Raw genomic sequence first — 15,522 nt, forward strand, 5'->3', positions numbered from 1 at the left:
AGGTCTCAGCGGCGTCTCAGCTCGCACGAGCGGCCGAGTACGTGCATACGACGGCACCGAGCGTCAGAGCAGCTTCAGCATGCGCGTGTTGCCGAGCGTGTTCTGCTTCACCCGCGCGAGATCGAGGAACTCGGCGACGCCCTCGTCGTTCGAGCGCACCAGTTCGGCGTACACCGTGGGATCGACGGTCTCGGCCCCCATGTCGACGAAGCCGTGGCGGCCGAAGAACCCGGTCTCGAAGGTCAGGCAGAAGAGCCTCGAGAGACCGAGCTCGCGGGCCTCCTCCTCGAGCGCAGCGAGCAGCGCATGGCCGACTCCGTGGCCGAGCCACGCGTCGTCGACGGCGAGGGTGCGCACCTCGCCGAGGTCCTCCCACATGACGTGCAGCGCGCCGGCGCCGACCAGGCTGCCGTCGTCGGTCTCGGCGACGCGGAACTCCTGCACCGCACCGTAGAGGTCGACGCGCTCCTTGCCGAGCAGGATGCGTCGCTGCACGAGTGGCTCCACGAGCTCGATGATCTTCGGCACATCGCTCGTGCGCGCCCGGCGCACGTGGAACTCGGTCATCCTGACATCGTATTCCCGCACGACATCGTTCCCGCGCGACGGCGGGAACGCCGAAGGGGCGGATGCCGCAGCATCCGCCCCTTCGTGTCGTTCTCGGCTACTCGCCCGACGCGGCCGCCAGGTCGGGCGTCGCCGGACCGGTGCCGATCGCGGCGGCGGTGTTCACGCCGACCGCGACGGGCAGCTCGCGCTGCGTCGTGGTGAAGAGGAACTCGCCGTCCTTGAAGTCGACGTGCACGTGGTCGCCCGCGTTGAGCTCGCCGTGCAGGATCTTCTCGGAGAGGCGGTCTTCGACCTCGTGCTGCACCGCGCGGCGCAGCGGACGGGCACCGAGCGACGGATCGAAGCCGACCTCGATGAGCCGCTCCTTGGCGGACTGCGTCAGCTCGATCGTCATGTCGCGGTCGAGCATGCGCTCGCTGAGCCGCTTGATGAACAGGTCGACGATCTGCAGCAGTTCAGGCTTGGAGAGCTGCGGGAAGACGATGATCTCGTCGACGCGGTTCAGGAACTCGGGCTTGAAGTGCTTCTTCAGCTCCTCCTTCACCTTGCCGCTCATGAGGTCGTAGCCCGTGCGCGAGTCGCCCTCGAGCTGGAAGCCGACGGGGCCGCCAGAGATGTCCTTCGTGCCGAGGTTGGTCGTCATGATGATAACCGTGTTCTTGAAGTCGACGACACGACCCTGGCCATCGGTCAACCGGCCCTCTTCGAGGATCTGGAGGAGCGAGTTGAAGATGTCGGGGTGCGCCTTCTCGATCTCGTCGAAGAGCACGACGCTGAACGGCTTGCGGCGCACCTTCTCGGTGAGCTGGCCGCCCTCTTCGAACCCGACGAATCCGGGAGGGGCGCCGAAGAGGCGCGAGACCGTGTGCTTCTCGCCGTACTCCGACATGTCGAGCGAGATCATCGCCGCCTCGTCGTCGAAGAGGAACTCGGCGAGGGCCTTGGCGAGCTCGGTCTTTCCGACGCCCGTGGGGCCGGCGAAGATGAATGAGCCCGACGGGCGCTTCGGGTCCTTGAGACCGGCACGGGTGCGGCGGATGGTCTTGGCGAGGGCCGAGATGGCCTCCTCCTGGCCGATGACGCGCTCGTGCAGCGCCTTCTCCATGAAGACGAGTCGCGAGGACTCCTCTTCGGTGAGCTTGAAGACGGGGATGCCGGTGGCCTGCGCGAGCACCTCGGCGATCAGGCCCTCGTCGACGACCGCGGTGGTCTTGACGTCGCCCGACTTCCACTGCTTCTCGAGGCGCAGACGCTCGCCGAGGAGGTTCTTCTCCTCGTCGCGGAGCGAGGCGGCCTTCTCGAAGTCCTGTTCCTCGATCGCGGTCTCCTTGGCGGCGCGCACGACGGCGATCTTCTCGTCGAACTCGCGCAGCTCGGGCGGGCTCGAGAGGATCGAGAGGCGGAGGCGCGCTCCGGCCTCGTCGATCAGGTCGATCGCCTTGTCGGGGAGGAACCGGTCGGAGATGTAGCGGTCGGCGAGGTTCGCCGCTGCCACGATGGCACCGTCGGTGATCGAGACCTTGTGGTGGGCCTCGTAGCGGTCGCGCAGCCCCTTGAGGATGTTGATCGCGTGGGGCAGCGAGGGCTCGGCGACCTGGATCGGCTGGAAGCGGCGCTCGAGCGCGGCATCCTTCTCGAAGTGCTTGCGGTACTCGTCGAGCGTCGTCGCACCGATGGTCTGCAGTTCACCGCGGGCGAGCAGCGGCTTCAGGATCGAGGCGGCGTCTATTGCACCCTCGGCGGCACCGGCCCCGACGAGCGTGTGGATCTCGTCGATGAAGACGATGATGTCGCCGCGCGTGCGGATCTCCTTCGTGACCTTCTTCAGGCGCTCCTCGAAGTCACCGCGGTAGCGGGAACCGGCGATGAGCGAGCCGAGGTCGAGCGAGTAGAGCTGCTTGTCTTTGAGCGTCTCGGGCACCTCGCCCTTGACGATGGCCTGCGCGAGGCCCTCGACGACGGCGGTCTTGCCGACGCCGGGCTCGCCGATGAGCACGGGGTTGTTCTTCGAGCGACGCGAGAGGATCTGCATGACCCGCTCGATCTCCTTCTCGCGCCCGATCACGGGGTCGAGCTTCGACTCGCGAGCGGCCTGCGTGAGGTTGCGGCCGAACTGGTCGAGGATCTGCGAGCCGCCCTGCGGAGTCTGCTGCTCGTTCGCGCCGACTTGCACCTGCTCCTTGCCCTGGTAGCCCGAGAGCAGCTGGATGACCTGCTGGCGCACGCGGTTGAGGTCGGCGCCCAGCTTCACGAGGACCTGGGCGGCGACGCCCTCGCCCTCGCGGATGAGCCCGAGCAGGATGTGCTCGGTGCCGATGTAGTTGTGGCCGAGCTGCAGCGCCTCGCGGAGCGAGAGCTCGAGCACCTTCTTGGCGCGCGGCGTGAACGGGATGTGCCCCGTCGGCTGCTGCTGGCCCTGGCCGATGATGTCCTGGACCTGCTCGCGCACCGCATCGAGCGAGATGCCGAGCGACTCGAGCGCCTTGGCGGCGACGCCCTCACCCTCGTGGATGAGGCCGAGCAGGATGTGCTCGGTGCCGATGTAGTTGTGGTTGAGCATCTTGGCCTCTTCTTGGGCCAGGACGACGACACGACGGGCTCGGTCGGTGAATCTCTCGAACATCTCTACTCCTCACGACCCCGCTGGGTAGGGGCGCCGATACAACGAGCGTAAACAAGGCGGATGCCCCGTGGGGCCCTGTTCGCCGTGGGCGCATCACGTTCGAGCATTGACGAGGCCGTGCGATCGCCCTAACATAACGTTTATCGTTAGTATCGATAAACGTTAGGAACACGATGCAATCAACCACCGCCCCCTCGATCAGTCGCTCCGACACGGTCGCCCTCTGGCTGTTCATGGCCGCGGGCGTGGTCATCGCGCTGTGGGGTGTCGCGGCAGCCGTGCTGCGCATCCTCGAGGTCGCGCCGAACCGAGACGTCGCCGTGGCCGCCGAGTTCGCCGGAACAACCGCTGAAGCGCCGATCGGGCCCGACGGCGCCCTGGTGACGGTCGAGCTCGACCGGGCGATCGTGACCGTGCCCGCGCTCCCCGGCGCATCGTGGGCGTCGCTCATCATCCAGCAGGTGATCGCCGCGGCGACGATCGGGATCGTCGTCGCCTGCCTCCTGCTGCTCTGCTGGTCGGTCATGCGGAATCAGGTCTTCAGCCGGCGCAACACCGCGTTGGTGGCCGTGGCCGGCATCACCGGCACCATCGGCTTCGCCGCCGTGCCGTTCTTCGGCAACATGGCCGCCAACGGCGCCTTCGCCCGCCTCAGCGACGGCGACTTCGACAACGTCGTCATGTCGGTCGACGTGATGCCCCTCTTCTTCCTCGCCTTCATCGCGGCCATGGCCGCGACCGTCTTCACCGTCGGCGATCGGCTGCGCCGCGACACCGAGGGGCTCGTCTGATGGCGCCGGCCGAGCCCGATGAGGCATCCGATGTGCACTGCCGGCTCGACGAGCTGCTCGCCGCCCGTGGCATGACGCTGGCGCGCCTCGCCGAACTCGTCGGCGTGAGCGTCGTGAACCTCAGCGTGCTGAAGAACGACCGGGCCCGCGCCATCCGCTTCTCGACGTTGCAGGCCGTCTGCGAGGTGCTCGACTGCGAGATCGGAGAGCTGCTCGTGCTCCGGCGCTCGGTCGATCAGGCGTAGCTGACGGCGATCATCGCGGCCCCCGCCACGATCTTCAGCACACCGTCGATCGCCCAGAAGACCCGGAAGTCGACCGATCGCATGCGCAGGCCGACGAGGGCGTTCGCCACGCAGGCGAGCGCCAGCAGGGCGCAGATCGGGCCATGCGAGAAGCCGAGGATGAGGAAGTGCGCTCCGACGATGACGAGCATCCACATCCAGAACTCGCGGGAGTCGAGATCGGGGAACCTGCGCACGACGACGCTGACGAGATAGCCCTCGACGAGGAATGCGATGCCGAGAACGACCCACTGCCAGATCGCCGGCGACGGGAGCCCGGCGAAGATGAGCTTCGTGGCCCCGCCGACCGCCATGATCACGACGCCGGTCGCGGCACCCGCGATCAGCCAGACGATGCGCCATCGGCGCGAGCCGAATGCCCCGATCAGGATGCCGAGTCCGATCGCAACCAAGAAGGCGCCACCGCCTCGCATCAGCGGGAACACCTCGGCCATGCCGCCGAGAAGCGTCACGCCGACATGCCCGTCAGCGGCCCGCAGCCGACGTCACGGTCGTCACTTGACGGGAATCGTGATCTCGGTGTCGGCGACCTCGACGACGAGCGGCTCGGTCGTCGTGACGGTCACCGGGGTCCAGAAGAGCGTGGTGTGCGGTACGAAGTCCATCGTGCAGATCTCGTCTTCGGGCCGCTCGACGAGGTCGATCGCGACGCGGTTGCCCTCGCCGGCCTTCTCGAGCACGCGGATCTGCTCGCCCACCACCGGGCACGTCGAGCTGCCCGACACGATGAGGGCGATCTGGCCGCCATCGGCCCACCACACGGCCACGGGGCCGTCTTCGGACGAGGGGATCTCGTGGGTGTCGCCCGCCGGGTCGGTGCCCGAATCGACGTCGACCGTGTCGGCCTCGGCCTCGGTCGGTACGCCGGGGAAGTTCTCGGCTGCCCCGGACGGCGGGTTGCACGCCGACAACAGGAACACCGACGAGAGCGCCAGGGCGAGGAGACCAGCACGACGAAGACGCAGCGAAGGAGCCATACCGTCATGCTAACGGTCGGCTCCACGCCGCGCGCGGGTGCCCCGCGTAGAATTTTCGGCATGAGCAACCTCGAGCGGAACCCGGCTGAACTGCTCTGTCCGCCCGAGGCCGCGGCCGATCCCGCGATCGCCGTGCTGCAGCCGCGAGACGTTCCCCTCGGCGGCCCGCGGGCGATGAACGTGCGCCGCACGCTCCCCCAGCGCGGCCGCACGACGATCGGCGCCTGGTGCTTCGCCGACCACTACGGCCCCGACGACGTCGCGACCTCCGGCGGCATGGTCGTGCCGCCGCACCCGCACACGGGCCTCCAGACCGTCAGCTGGCTCTTCGAGGGCGAGATCGAGCACCGCGACAGCACCGGCAGCCACGAGATGGTGCGCCCCGGCGCGGTGAACCTGATGACCGCCGGTCGCGGGATCTCGCACTCCGAGGTCTCGACTCCGCAGACGACCCGCTTGCACGGAGTGCAGCTCTGGGTGGCGCTGCCCGACGACTCCCGTCATGTGGCGCCGTTCTTCGAGCACGCCGAGATCGACGAGGTGCCGGTCGACGACGCGGTCGTGCGGGTGTTCGCCGGGACGCTGCCCGGAGTCGCGGCCGAGGCATCCGTCTCGCTGTTCTCACCGCTCGTCGGCGCCCAGATCGAGCTGCCGGCCGGTGGCGAGGCCTGGATCGAGCTCGACCCCTCGTTCGAGCACGGGCTGCTCGTCGACCTCGGCCCGGTCGGGGTGACGATCGCAGCCCTCGACGGCGAGGCCGACGACCCCGAGCGACTCGTGCCGCTCGCGGAGACCGGCCGCACCGCCACGCTCGCGCGAAGCGAGCTCGGCTACCTGCCGGTCGGCCATGAGGGTGTGCGACTTCGGGCGACGGATGCCCCGGTGCGCGTTATCCTCCTCGGCGGCGTGCCGTTCGACGAAGCACTCGTGATGTGGTGGAACTTCATCGGTCGCGACCACGACGAGATCGTGGAGTTCCGTCGGCAGTGGCAGGCCGACGTGGTCGGCCGCGACAACCCCGACGGACGGTTCGGCGACGTGGCCGGCTACGACGGCGCTCCGCTGCCTGCACCCGAGCTGCCGACCGTGCACCTGAAGCCGCGCACCTAGCGTGCCGCCGGCTACTGCAACGCGGAGGAGAGCCGGGCGAGGTTGTCGAGCACGGTCGAGCGGAGCGGTTGCCGCATCCATTCGTCGAGGGTCAGTTCGCGGCTGTCGCGACGGTACCCGTCTTCGACGGCGCGCATCTCGCGCACGAACGACGCCCCGCGCACGAGCAGCGAGATCTCCATGTTGAGCTCGAACGAGCGGATGTCCATGTTGCTCGAGCCGATCACTGCGACGTCGTCGTCGATCGTGAAGTGCTTGGAGTGCAGGATGTACGGCGCCTTGTACATGTAGATCTTCACTCCGGCGCGGAGCAGCGCCTCGTAGTACGAACGCTGCGCGTGGTAGACGAGCGCCTGGTCGCCGATCTCCGAGACGAAGAGCTCGACGTGGATGCCGCGCTGGGTCGCGCCGCTGATGGCGCGCAGCATCGCCTCGTCGGGCACGAAGTACGGGCTCGTGAGGATGATCCGCTCCTCAGCCGCGTAGAGCAGCGCGAGGAAGAGCTTGAGGTTGTTCTCGTTCGGATACCCGGGGCCGCTCGGCACGACCTGGCAGTCGAGGTCCTGGGCCTCTCCGGGCTGGTCGAGCGACTCGGAGAGGTCGCGCACGGGCTCCTCGCCGGTCTCGAGGTACCAGTCGGTGGCGAAGATGGCGTCGAGGCCCGCCACGATCGGCCCCTCGACGCGCGCCACGAGCTCCTTCCACTTCAGTCCGCGACGGATGTTGCTGCTCTTGTTGTAGCTGCGGTCGATGATGTTCTGCGAGCCCATGAACCCGACCTCGCCGTCGACGACGAGGATCTTGCGGTGGTTGCGGAGGTCGGGGCGCTGGTACTTGCCCTTGAGCGGCTGCACGGGGAGCATGAGCTGCCACCGCACGCCCATTGCGGTGAGTCGCTTGAGGGTCTTGCGGTAGCCCTTCACCCGGAGCGACGCGACGTGGTCGAGCATGAGGCGCACGTCGACCCCGCGTGCGACCGCCTCACCGAGCGCGTCGAAGAACGGCGCCGTCGTGGCGTCGAGGGCGAGGATGTAGAACTCGACGTGCACGTAGCGCTTCGCATCGCGCACCGCGTCGGTCATCGCATCGAGTGAGCCCTGGTAATCGCCGATGAGGCTCGCGCTGTTCGAGCCGATGAGCGGCATCGAGCCGAGGTTGCGGTTCAGGCGCACGACGCCCTCGAACCATCCGGGCCAATGGCCGGGGTCGCTGACCCGCTCGACACCGTGCGTCGATTCGCGGATGTAGCGGTCGACCTCGGCCTGCTTCTCGCGCCGGTGCTTCGGCAGCTTCGGGTTTCCGATCAGCAGGAAGAAGAACACGCCGATGAACGGGAGGAAGAAGATCGCGAGGAGCCACGCCATGCCTGCGGTGGGCCGGCGGTTGCGGGGCACCACGATGATCGCAGTGACACGGATGACCAGGTCGATCACGACGACGACGCCGGCGAAGAGGAGCGCCGTCTGCTCCGACGTCATGCCGTCAGGCTGCCGGTCGCTGCTTGGCGAGCTTGGCTCGTTCCTCCGCCTCGACCCGGGCATACGCCTTGCGCTCGTTGCGGTCGGCGTGGATGACGGCGCGCATCACGAACCAGAAGATGAGCCCGATGAGCACGGTCGGCGCGAGCGACCAGATCGCGTTCGCCCAGAATTCGTCCATAGGACCACCAGACTACCCGGCATTCCTCGAAACCTGCCCAGAGCGCGGCGTGTGCGACGGTTCGCACGTCGGCCCCGTCGTCCGGGTGACGAACCGTGACCACTTCGTGATCCTGCCGAAACGAGTATCGCCATAACATCTCGTTATGGAAAGGCGTGAAGCGGTCCTCCCCTCGACACTCGCCCGCGCGCTCGACCTCCACTCCCTCCGGATCCTCCGGGCCATCGAGCAGACCGGATCGATCAGCGCCGCCGCCCGTGCGCTCGGCGTCACGCAGCCGGCCATCACGCAGCACCTGCACCGGCTCGAAGCTCGCATCGGCACCCTGGTCGTCACACGCCTCGCCCGGTCGGCTCAGCTGACCGAGGCGGGGGCGCTGCTCGCACGACACGCGCCGGCGATCGAGGCGAGCGTCGGGGTGGCGGCGGCCGATCTCGCCGAGCTCCTCGGGCTCCGAGCGGGCTCCGTTCGCCTCGCGAGCTATCCAGGGGGATTCCGCACCGTCGTGGAGCCGCTCCTCGCTCGACTCGAGCTCGACCTGCCCGGTCTCGAGATCCACGTGGTCGAGGCCGAGCGGCACGCCGCGCTCGACCTCGTTCGCACGGGCGGGGCCGAGATCGCGATCACGCACCGAATCCAAGGACCCGGCGGCACCGCGGTGCGAAACCGACGCGACGGCACCCGCTCCCGGTTCCTCTTCGCCGACGACGTCGTCGTGCTCGTTCCGCACGGGTCGTCGGCACCTGGTTCGATCGTCGCACTCTCCGCGCTGCCCGCGCACGGCTGGATCGGCGGGGCGGCCACCTGCACTGCGGAGATCGCGTCGATCGCCGCCCTCCCGGCGTCGCCGATCCGGCACGAGGTCACGACCGCCGGTGCCGCAGTCTCGCTCGTCGCGCGCGGTAGCGGAATCACCTTCCTCGCGGCGAGCGCGCTCGAAGCGGTCACCCTGCCCCCGACGGTCGAGGTGCACGCCCTCAGTCCACGCCTCACCCGACGAGTGCACGCGACGACCCTGCCGGAGGCGGCCGCCATCCCCGCGGTCCACGCCGTGCTGCGAGAACTCGCGCGCAGCGAGGCATCCGACGCCGTCGACCGCATTCTGGGCACGCGCACCCGCCTGCACCAGCGCGGGCAGCGGGCACCCTTCCAGGCCGCGCCGTTCCGCATCACCTATTCGAGCCAGCTCCCTTCGTCCCCAACCAGTCAGGAGTCTTCGCAGATGGTCAGTTCCTCTCTCACGAGAACGGCGCGTGCAAGCGCAGCCGCGGCCGGTGTGCTGCTGCTCGCCGCGTGCGCCGCAGGCAGCCCCGAATCCGGCGGCGGCACCGACACCGGGGAGGAGATCGACAGCATCACCGTGGCGCTGCCCGGTTCGCTCTCGAGTCTCTACGTCGGCCAGGAGGCCGGCATCCTGAACTACTACATCGCCTCGATCACGCAGGAGGGCCTCGTCTCGGTCGACGCCCAGGGCCGGATCCAGCCCGGGCTCGCCGAATCGTGGGAGCAGACCGACGACGTCACCTACACCTATGAGCTGCGCGACGACGCATCGTTCCAGGACGGCACCCCGGTGACGGCCGACGACGTCGTCTTCAGTCTCGAGCAGGCCCGCGATGAGACCGCGTCACCGGGATTGGCCTACTACCTCACCAACGTCGACTCGATCGAGAAGACCGGTGAGCAGGAGGTCACGATCACCCTCGCGACGCCCGATGCCGCATTCGCTGCGAACATGTCGACCGGCGGGGCAGCGTTCATCACCTCGAAGGCGTTCTGGGAGGCCAACGGCGGAGAGGTCGGCACCTCCGACTCGCTGCTGCTCGGCTCCGGCCCGTACCGGGTCACCGAGTTCGTGCCGGATTCGCATGTGAACTTCGAACGCGTCGACACCTGGTGGGGCGAGGCCCCCACCGTGAAGAACATCTCCGTCGAGTTCATCCCCGATGAGTCGACCCGTCTCCTCGCCGCCCAGTCCGGCGATGTCGACGTCGCCTTCAACGTGCCGCTCGCCCAGTCGAGCCAGTGGGAGAAGCTCGACACGATGCGGGTCGAGTACGTCAACGACCTCTCATACGTCGGCCTCTACTTCAACACGACACTCGCGCCCTTCGACGACCCCAAGGTGCGCGAGGCCTTCGCGCACGCCGTCGACCGCGATGCCGTGGTCGACAAGCTCCTCCGCGGCCACGGTGAAGCCGCGACGGCCATCATGACCCCCGAGTCGCTCGGGAGCGCCTACTCGGCCGAAGAGGCACGCGACGTGCTCGCCGGCATCCCGCAGTACGACTTCGACCTCGAAGCCGCTGAGAAGGCCCTCAAGGCCTCGAGCCACCCCGACGGCTTCGAGACCGACCTCCTCACCCCCTCGACGGGTCCCCAGCTCGGCACCGCCGCGCAGTCGCTCGCCGAGAACCTCGCCACGATCGGCGTCACGCTGAACGTGCGCGAGGTGCCGATCGAGGAGTGGCTCGCGAGCCTCGACGTGTCGTCGAGTTACGGCGTCGGCATGATGTGGTACTTCTCGACGCTCGGCGACCCGGCCGAGGTGCCGAGCTACCTGCTCGGCCCCGGCAACCCCGCTGCGTACGACAACGCCGAGGTCAACGACCTCCTGGCGCAGGCCGGCGCCGAGTCCGACCCGGCGGCGCGCATCGACCTGCTCGTGCAGGCCGAGACGCTGCAGGCCGACGACGCCGTGAACGTTCCGCTGTGGTGGGGACAGTCGGCGACGGCGTTCTCGAAGGACCTCGGGTTCGACGACTACAGCTCCTTCGCCTTCATCTCCGCATGGCCGACGCAGCTGTACCGCACCGCGCCGTGACGAACGACACCCGCGGGGCACGCGCATCGCGACTCCGGCCACTCGGCCGGATGCTCGCGGTGCGCGTGCTCGGCACCCTCGCGATCCTCTTCGTCCTGTCCATCGTGGTCTTCTCGATGCTGCACCTCGCACCCGGCGACCTGGTGAAGACGCTGCTCGGCACGCGCCCGGCATCACCCGAAGCGGTCGCAGCGATCCGTGAGCAGTACCACCTCGACGACCCACTGCCGCTGCAGTACCTCACCTGGCTCGGCGGCGTGCTCACGGGCGACCTCGGCGAGTCGATCCGCCTGCAGACCCCGGTCGCCGACGCCATCGGCTCGCGGCTCGGCATCACCCTCGCGCTCTGCGGGCTGGCGTTCGTGATCGCGCTCGTCGTGGCGATTCCGATCGGCATCCGGAGCGCGGTGCACGCGGGCGGTTGGATCGACCGGGCCGGCAGTGCGCTGGGCATCGTGGGACTCAGTGCGCCGACCTTCGCCGTCGGCCTCCTGCTGCTCTACGTCTTCGCGTTCTACCTGCCGATCTTCCCCGTGTACGGCGGCGGACGTGGCCCCATCGACATGCTGTACCACCTGGTGCTGCCCGCGATCACCCTCGCCCTCGGTCTCGGAGCGATCATCCTGAAGCTCACCCGCACCGCCATGCTGCGCGAACTCGACGCCGACTACGTCGTCTCGGCGCGCGCCCGCGGGCTCTCCGAGCGCACGACCCGCTCGATCGCCCTGCGCAACGCGGCGATCCCGATCGTGACGGGGGCGAGCCTCGTGCTCACCTTCCTGGTCGGCGGCACCGTGCTCGCCGAGACCACCTACGCGTTGCCGGGTCTCGGCACGCTCCTGCAGGACTCCGTGCTCTTCAAGGACCTCGCCGTGGTGCAGGCGCTGACGCTCCTGGTCGCGCTCGTCATCGCCGTGATCGCCCTCCTCGCCGATCTGGCCTACCTGGCGCTCGATCCCCGCGTTCGCGCGAAGGGAGTGCCGGCATGACGACCATGCTCGGCCCGGTCGGCGTGGAGTTCCGATCCCGCCGCCGCGTTCCGGTCGCCGTGGCCATCTCGCTCGGCGTGCTCGCGCTGGCGCTCGTCGCCGTGCTCGCCGGTCCCGTCCTCTTCCCCGACGCCACGAAGCAGGACATCCTCGGAAGCCTCATGCCCGCCGGCAGCGACGGCCACCCGCTCGGCACCGACGAACTCGGTCGCGACATCCTCGCACTCACGGTCGCGGGCGCCGCCTCCGCGCTCGTCGGCCCGATCTGCGTCGCCGTCGGCTCGATGCTGCTCGGCATCCTGCTCGGCACCCTCGCCGGCTTCGAACGCGGCTGGCTCGACTTCGTCATCAGCCGATGGACCGACCTCCTGCTCGCGCTGCCGGTGCTGCTCGCGGCGATCGTCGTGTCGGGCGTGTTCGGTGGCGGCTACTGGACGACGGTGCTGCTGCTCATCGTGCTCTTCTCTCCCTCCGACATCCGCATCGTGCGCGCAGGCGTGCTCGAGCAGTCCGCCCGTCCGTACATCGAAGCGGCGCAGATGCTCTCGCTGTCGCGGTGGCGCATCATGTACCGGCACATCCTGCCGAACGTCTCGTCGCTCGTCATCACGAACGCCATGCTGAACGTCGCCTTCGCACTGGTGGCCTTCTCGTCGCTGTCGTTCCTCGGTGTCGGGGTGCCGCCCGGCACCGCCGATTGGGGCCGCCAGCTCACCGACAGCAGGGCGATCATGTTCGACAACCCCGCCGCGGTGATCGTGCCCGCGACGCTGATCATCGCCGTGGCATGCGCCGCGAACCTCGTGGGCGATTGGCTCGGTCAACGTCTCACCCGGGCGGGAGGCGCCTCATGAGCGGCATCGCAGTCCGGGCGCTGCAGGTGATCGGGCCGGCGGGAACGATGGTGCACCCGCTCGCATTCGAGATCGAGCCGGGCTCGACCCTCGCCGTCATCGGCGAGTCGGGCTCCGGCAAGACGCTCACGGCGAAGAGCCTCATCGGACTGCTGCCGGCGGGCTTCCGCGCCGAGGGCGAGCTGCGGCTCGGCGAACGCGTGCACGAGCTGTCGGCACCGGATGCCGCGTGGCGCCCACTCCGCGGCCGCGACGTGTCGCTCCTGTTGCAGGATCCGTTCACGAGCCTCTCGCCGGTGCACCGCTGCGGTCCGCAGATCGAGTGGACCATCGAGTCCGCGGCGGGGCGACGCATGCAGCGGCGAGAACTCGCCGCGGCGGTCGCAGCCCGCCTCGCCGAGGTGAACCTGCCCGACCGGGTGGCCCGCGCCTTCCCGCACGAGCTCTCTGGCGGGATGCGCCAGCGCGTCGCGATCGCCGCGGCGCTCGCGAGCGACCCGCAGCTGCTCATCGCCGACGAGCCCACGACCGCGCTCGACGCATCGAACCAGGCCGAGATCCTCGACCTGCTGCGCTCGCTGCAGGCAGCGCGCGGCATGTCGTTGCTGCTGATCTCCCACGACCTCGGCCTCGTGCGCGGGCGCACCGATGAGGTGCTCGTGATGCGGCACGGCGAGGTCGTCGAGCGTGGTGTCACGGCCCGGGTGCTGTCCGCGCCGGATCATCCGTACACCCGGGCCCTCATCGCGGCCGACCCTGCGCTCGCGGCGGTGCAGCGAATCGACGCCGACAGCGTCGACCACGACGGCTCCTCCCCCGTACCTCCGCTCGTGGCCGCGTTCGGGATCGTGAAGCGATTCGGCGAGCGCGTCGTGCTCGACGAGGTCGACCTCTCCATCCGCCCGGGCGAGATCGCCGGGATCGTCGGGGAGTCGGGCTCGGGCAAGTCCACGCTCGCCCGCTGCATCGCGGGCCTCGAGCGCGAGGACGGCGGCCGCGTCTCCTTCGACGGCGCCGACCTCGCGCCCGGGCGCCGCTCGCGCACGCCGCAGCAGATGCAGATCGTCTTCCAGGATCCGTATTCGTCGCTCAACCCGATGATGTCGGTCGGGTCGATCCTGCGCGAAGCGCTGCACGTCGCCCACCGCGGTGCCGACGAGGTGCCGGCCCTGCTCGCCACCGTCGGCCTCCCGGCGGAGCACGCGCAGAAGCGTCCTGCCGAGCTTTCAGGCGGCCAACGGCAGCGGGTCGCGATCGCACGCGCGCTCGCCCCGCGCCCGAGGCTGCTGATCTGCGACGAGTCGGTCTCCGCGCTCGACGTCTCGGTGCAGTCGCAGATCCTCGAACTGCTCGGCACGCTCCGCGACGAGCTCGGGCTCGCCATCCTGTTCATCTCCCACGACCTCGCCGTGGTGCGCCAGATCGCCGACTCCGTGACGGTGCTGTGGCAGGGGCGGGTCGTCGAGCACGGACCGAGCGCACAGGTGCTCGGCAATCCCGCCGAGGAGTACACGAAGCTCCTCGTCGCCGCCGCGAACCGCGAGAACCCGCGTGCATGACCCGGCGCACCCACCGATCCCGGCTTCGCAGCCCGAGAGGACGACCATGACCGACACCGCTTCCACCGCAGTGCGGGGGCCTCTGCTCGAGGGCGCCCTTCGCGACGCGATCGGCGCCGACGCCGCAGCAGCATGGGAGAGACCGCGCCATCCCTACGACCCGACCGTCCGGGTGCTGCGCGACGGGGAGCGCCCGATCGCGGCGGCGCTCACGACACGGCGGCCCTCCACCGCGGCCACGAAGATCGTCGACCTGTGGGCGATCGACGACGCCGCTGCCGCCACGCTGCTCGATGAGCTGATCGCTGCGTCGGAGGCGCGCGGCGACGCCGCACTGAAGTGGGAACTGCCCGGGCACGCCGAGGCACCCGAGCCCGCGCGCAGGCGAGGATTCATCGATCTGCGCGCTCCCCACCCATCGGCGCCCGGCACGATCGGCACACGGGGCCTCGTGCACTGGCACCGCGCCTTCCCCCATGTCGAACCGTCGTACTACGGGCAGACCACCCTCTTCACCTGCGGTGCGGTGACCGGCCTGCTCGCTGCCGAGGCGGTCGGCGCCGAGGGCTTCGTCGCCGACCGTGCCACCGACCACGACCTCGAGCTCGCCTTCTGGCGGCAGGCGAGCAACTACCCGGCGATCGAGCCGATCGGCCTCGCGGTGGTGATGCGCGAGACCCTCCCCGACTCGATCGGGGTCGAGGTGTTCCTCGACTCCGAGGGGCCGGTGCTGATCGAGGGCTACGAGGGGTTCGAACGCGCCTTCCGCGCCGAGCTGCAGGGAGACTCGCGCCGTCAGGCCGGCGAACTGGGCGTGACGGTGAGCGGTGAGCGGCTTTCGATCGACGAGATCGGGCGCCGGGTCGCGAGCGGCCGACTCGCGCTGCTCCTCATCGACGAACAGCCCATGCACGGCGAGACCGGCCCGCACTGGGTGCTGGCACATGCGTTCCAGGACGGCGTCTTCCTGATCCAGGACCCCTGGATCAGCTCCGACGACGGAGAGACGTGGGTCGACACCCACGACCTTCCCGTCGCGGCGTCCGATCTCGACCGCATGGTCGCCTGGGGCGAGGCGGGCTACCGCGGAGTGGTCTTCGTCACCCGCCGGTGACGAGGCCCCAGATGCCCGAGACCACGAGGTAGAGGCCGATCGCGCCGACGACGAGCCAGATGCCGAGCCGCGTGTTCGACGGGCGCTTCGGGTCCTTCTCGGGTTCGAGCTCGTCTTTCGGCAGGTAGTCGTTCATCGCGGTATCCG

General features: G+C 69.3%; 15 protein-coding genes. 8 read left to right on the forward strand and 7 right to left on the reverse strand.

Annotation, left to right across the window (positions count from 1 at the left end; translation table 11 throughout):
* Nucleotides 1-63: 63 nt before the first annotated feature.
* Together ACFCVM_RS06825 and ACFCVM_RS06830 are read right to left on the reverse strand one after the other, a co-directional pair.
* A complete protein-coding gene (locus tag ACFCVM_RS06825; protein WP_375835292.1) occupies nucleotides 64-567 on the reverse strand; it encodes an amino-acid N-acetyltransferase in 504 nt (167 codons plus the stop codon).
* A 97-nt stretch (nucleotides 568-664) separates the two neighbouring features.
* On the reverse strand, nucleotides 665-3,193 hold the full coding sequence (locus tag ACFCVM_RS06830; RefSeq protein ID WP_375835293.1) for an ATP-dependent Clp protease ATP-binding subunit: 2,529 nt from the start codon (nucleotides 3,191-3,193) through the stop codon (nucleotides 665-667).
* A gap of 173 nt (nucleotides 3,194-3,366) precedes the next feature.
* On the opposite strand from ACFCVM_RS06830, the gene ACFCVM_RS06835 reads away from it, so the two are divergent.
* The gene (locus ACFCVM_RS06835; RefSeq protein WP_375835295.1) at nucleotides 3,367-3,984 is read left to right on the forward strand and encodes a hypothetical protein; all 618 of its coding nucleotides are present in this window, start codon (nucleotides 3,367-3,369) and stop codon (nucleotides 3,982-3,984) included.
* A complete protein-coding gene (locus ACFCVM_RS06840) occupies nucleotides 3,984-4,229 on the forward strand; it encodes a helix-turn-helix domain-containing protein (RefSeq protein WP_375835297.1) in 246 nt (81 codons plus the stop codon). The genes ACFCVM_RS06835 and ACFCVM_RS06840 overlap by 1 nt, the downstream gene beginning before the upstream one ends.
* On the opposite strand, the gene ACFCVM_RS06845 is transcribed toward ACFCVM_RS06840, so the two are convergent.
* Nucleotides 4,220-4,741, reverse strand: a complete 522-nt coding sequence (locus tag ACFCVM_RS06845) for a DUF6609 family protein (RefSeq protein ID WP_375835298.1) — start codon at nucleotides 4,739-4,741, stop codon at nucleotides 4,220-4,222. The genes ACFCVM_RS06840 and ACFCVM_RS06845 overlap by 10 nt on opposite strands.
* A gap of 42 nt (nucleotides 4,742-4,783) precedes the next feature.
* On the reverse strand, nucleotides 4,784-5,266 hold the full coding sequence (locus ACFCVM_RS06850; RefSeq protein ID WP_375835300.1) for a hypothetical protein: 483 nt from the start codon (nucleotides 5,264-5,266) through the stop codon (nucleotides 4,784-4,786).
* Nucleotides 5,267-5,326: 60 nt separating this feature from the next.
* On the opposite strand from ACFCVM_RS06850, the gene ACFCVM_RS06855 reads away from it, so the two are divergent.
* A complete protein-coding gene (locus ACFCVM_RS06855; RefSeq protein ID WP_375835302.1) occupies nucleotides 5,327-6,376 on the forward strand; it encodes a pirin family protein in 1,050 nt (349 codons plus the stop codon).
* A gap of 11 nt (nucleotides 6,377-6,387) precedes the next feature.
* Here ACFCVM_RS06855 and cls read toward each other — a convergent pair whose 3' ends face one another.
* Both cls and ACFCVM_RS06865 read right to left on the reverse strand, forming a co-directional pair.
* Entirely contained in the window at nucleotides 6,388-7,854 is a 1,467-nt protein-coding gene (cls, locus tag ACFCVM_RS06860) for a cardiolipin synthase (protein WP_375835303.1), read from the reverse strand.
* A gap of 4 nt (nucleotides 7,855-7,858) precedes the next feature.
* Nucleotides 7,859-8,035 carry a hypothetical protein gene (locus ACFCVM_RS06865; protein ID WP_375835304.1) on the reverse strand — a complete coding sequence of 59 codons (177 nt, stop codon included), beginning with the start codon at nucleotides 8,033-8,035 and terminating at the stop codon, nucleotides 7,859-7,861.
* A 145-nt stretch (nucleotides 8,036-8,180) separates the two neighbouring features.
* Between ACFCVM_RS06865 and ACFCVM_RS06870 the strand changes: the two genes are divergently transcribed.
* Genes ACFCVM_RS06870 through ACFCVM_RS06890 form a run of 5 tightly spaced genes read left to right on the forward strand, consistent with a single transcriptional unit; the run spans nucleotide 8,181 to nucleotide 15,375 of the window.
* Nucleotides 8,181-10,859, forward strand: a complete 2,679-nt coding sequence (locus tag ACFCVM_RS06870) for an ABC transporter substrate-binding protein (RefSeq protein ID WP_375835306.1) — start codon at nucleotides 8,181-8,183, stop codon at nucleotides 10,857-10,859.
* Nucleotides 10,826-11,848, forward strand: a complete 1,023-nt coding sequence (locus ACFCVM_RS06875) for an ABC transporter permease (RefSeq protein ID WP_375835307.1) — start codon at nucleotides 10,826-10,828, stop codon at nucleotides 11,846-11,848. The genes ACFCVM_RS06870 and ACFCVM_RS06875 overlap by 34 nt, the downstream gene beginning before the upstream one ends.
* Nucleotides 11,845-12,702 (forward strand): ABC transporter permease, encoded by an 858-nt coding sequence (locus ACFCVM_RS06880; protein WP_375835309.1) that lies wholly within the window; start codon nucleotides 11,845-11,847, stop codon nucleotides 12,700-12,702. Before ACFCVM_RS06875 ends, ACFCVM_RS06880 begins: the two co-directional genes overlap by 4 nt.
* Nucleotides 12,699-14,261: a dipeptide ABC transporter ATP-binding protein gene (locus ACFCVM_RS06885; protein ID WP_375835311.1), complete on the forward strand. Its 1,563-nt coding sequence runs from the start codon at nucleotides 12,699-12,701 to the stop codon at nucleotides 14,259-14,261. Before ACFCVM_RS06880 ends, ACFCVM_RS06885 begins: the two co-directional genes overlap by 4 nt.
* Before the next feature lie 46 nt (nucleotides 14,262-14,307).
* Nucleotides 14,308-15,375 (forward strand): peptidase C39 family protein, encoded by a 1,068-nt coding sequence (locus ACFCVM_RS06890; protein ID WP_375835313.1) that lies wholly within the window; start codon nucleotides 14,308-14,310, stop codon nucleotides 15,373-15,375.
* Here ACFCVM_RS06890 and ACFCVM_RS06895 read toward each other — a convergent pair.
* Entirely contained in the window at nucleotides 15,362-15,511 is a 150-nt protein-coding gene (locus ACFCVM_RS06895; RefSeq protein WP_375835314.1) for a hypothetical protein, read from the reverse strand. The genes ACFCVM_RS06890 and ACFCVM_RS06895 overlap by 14 nt on opposite strands.
* Nucleotides 15,512-15,522: the final 11 nt, after the last annotated feature.

It is taken from the genome of Agromyces sp. NPDC056389 (assembly GCF_042262385.1).
In the GTDB taxonomy this organism is placed as follows: domain Bacteria; phylum Actinomycetota; class Actinomycetes; order Actinomycetales; family Microbacteriaceae; genus Agromyces.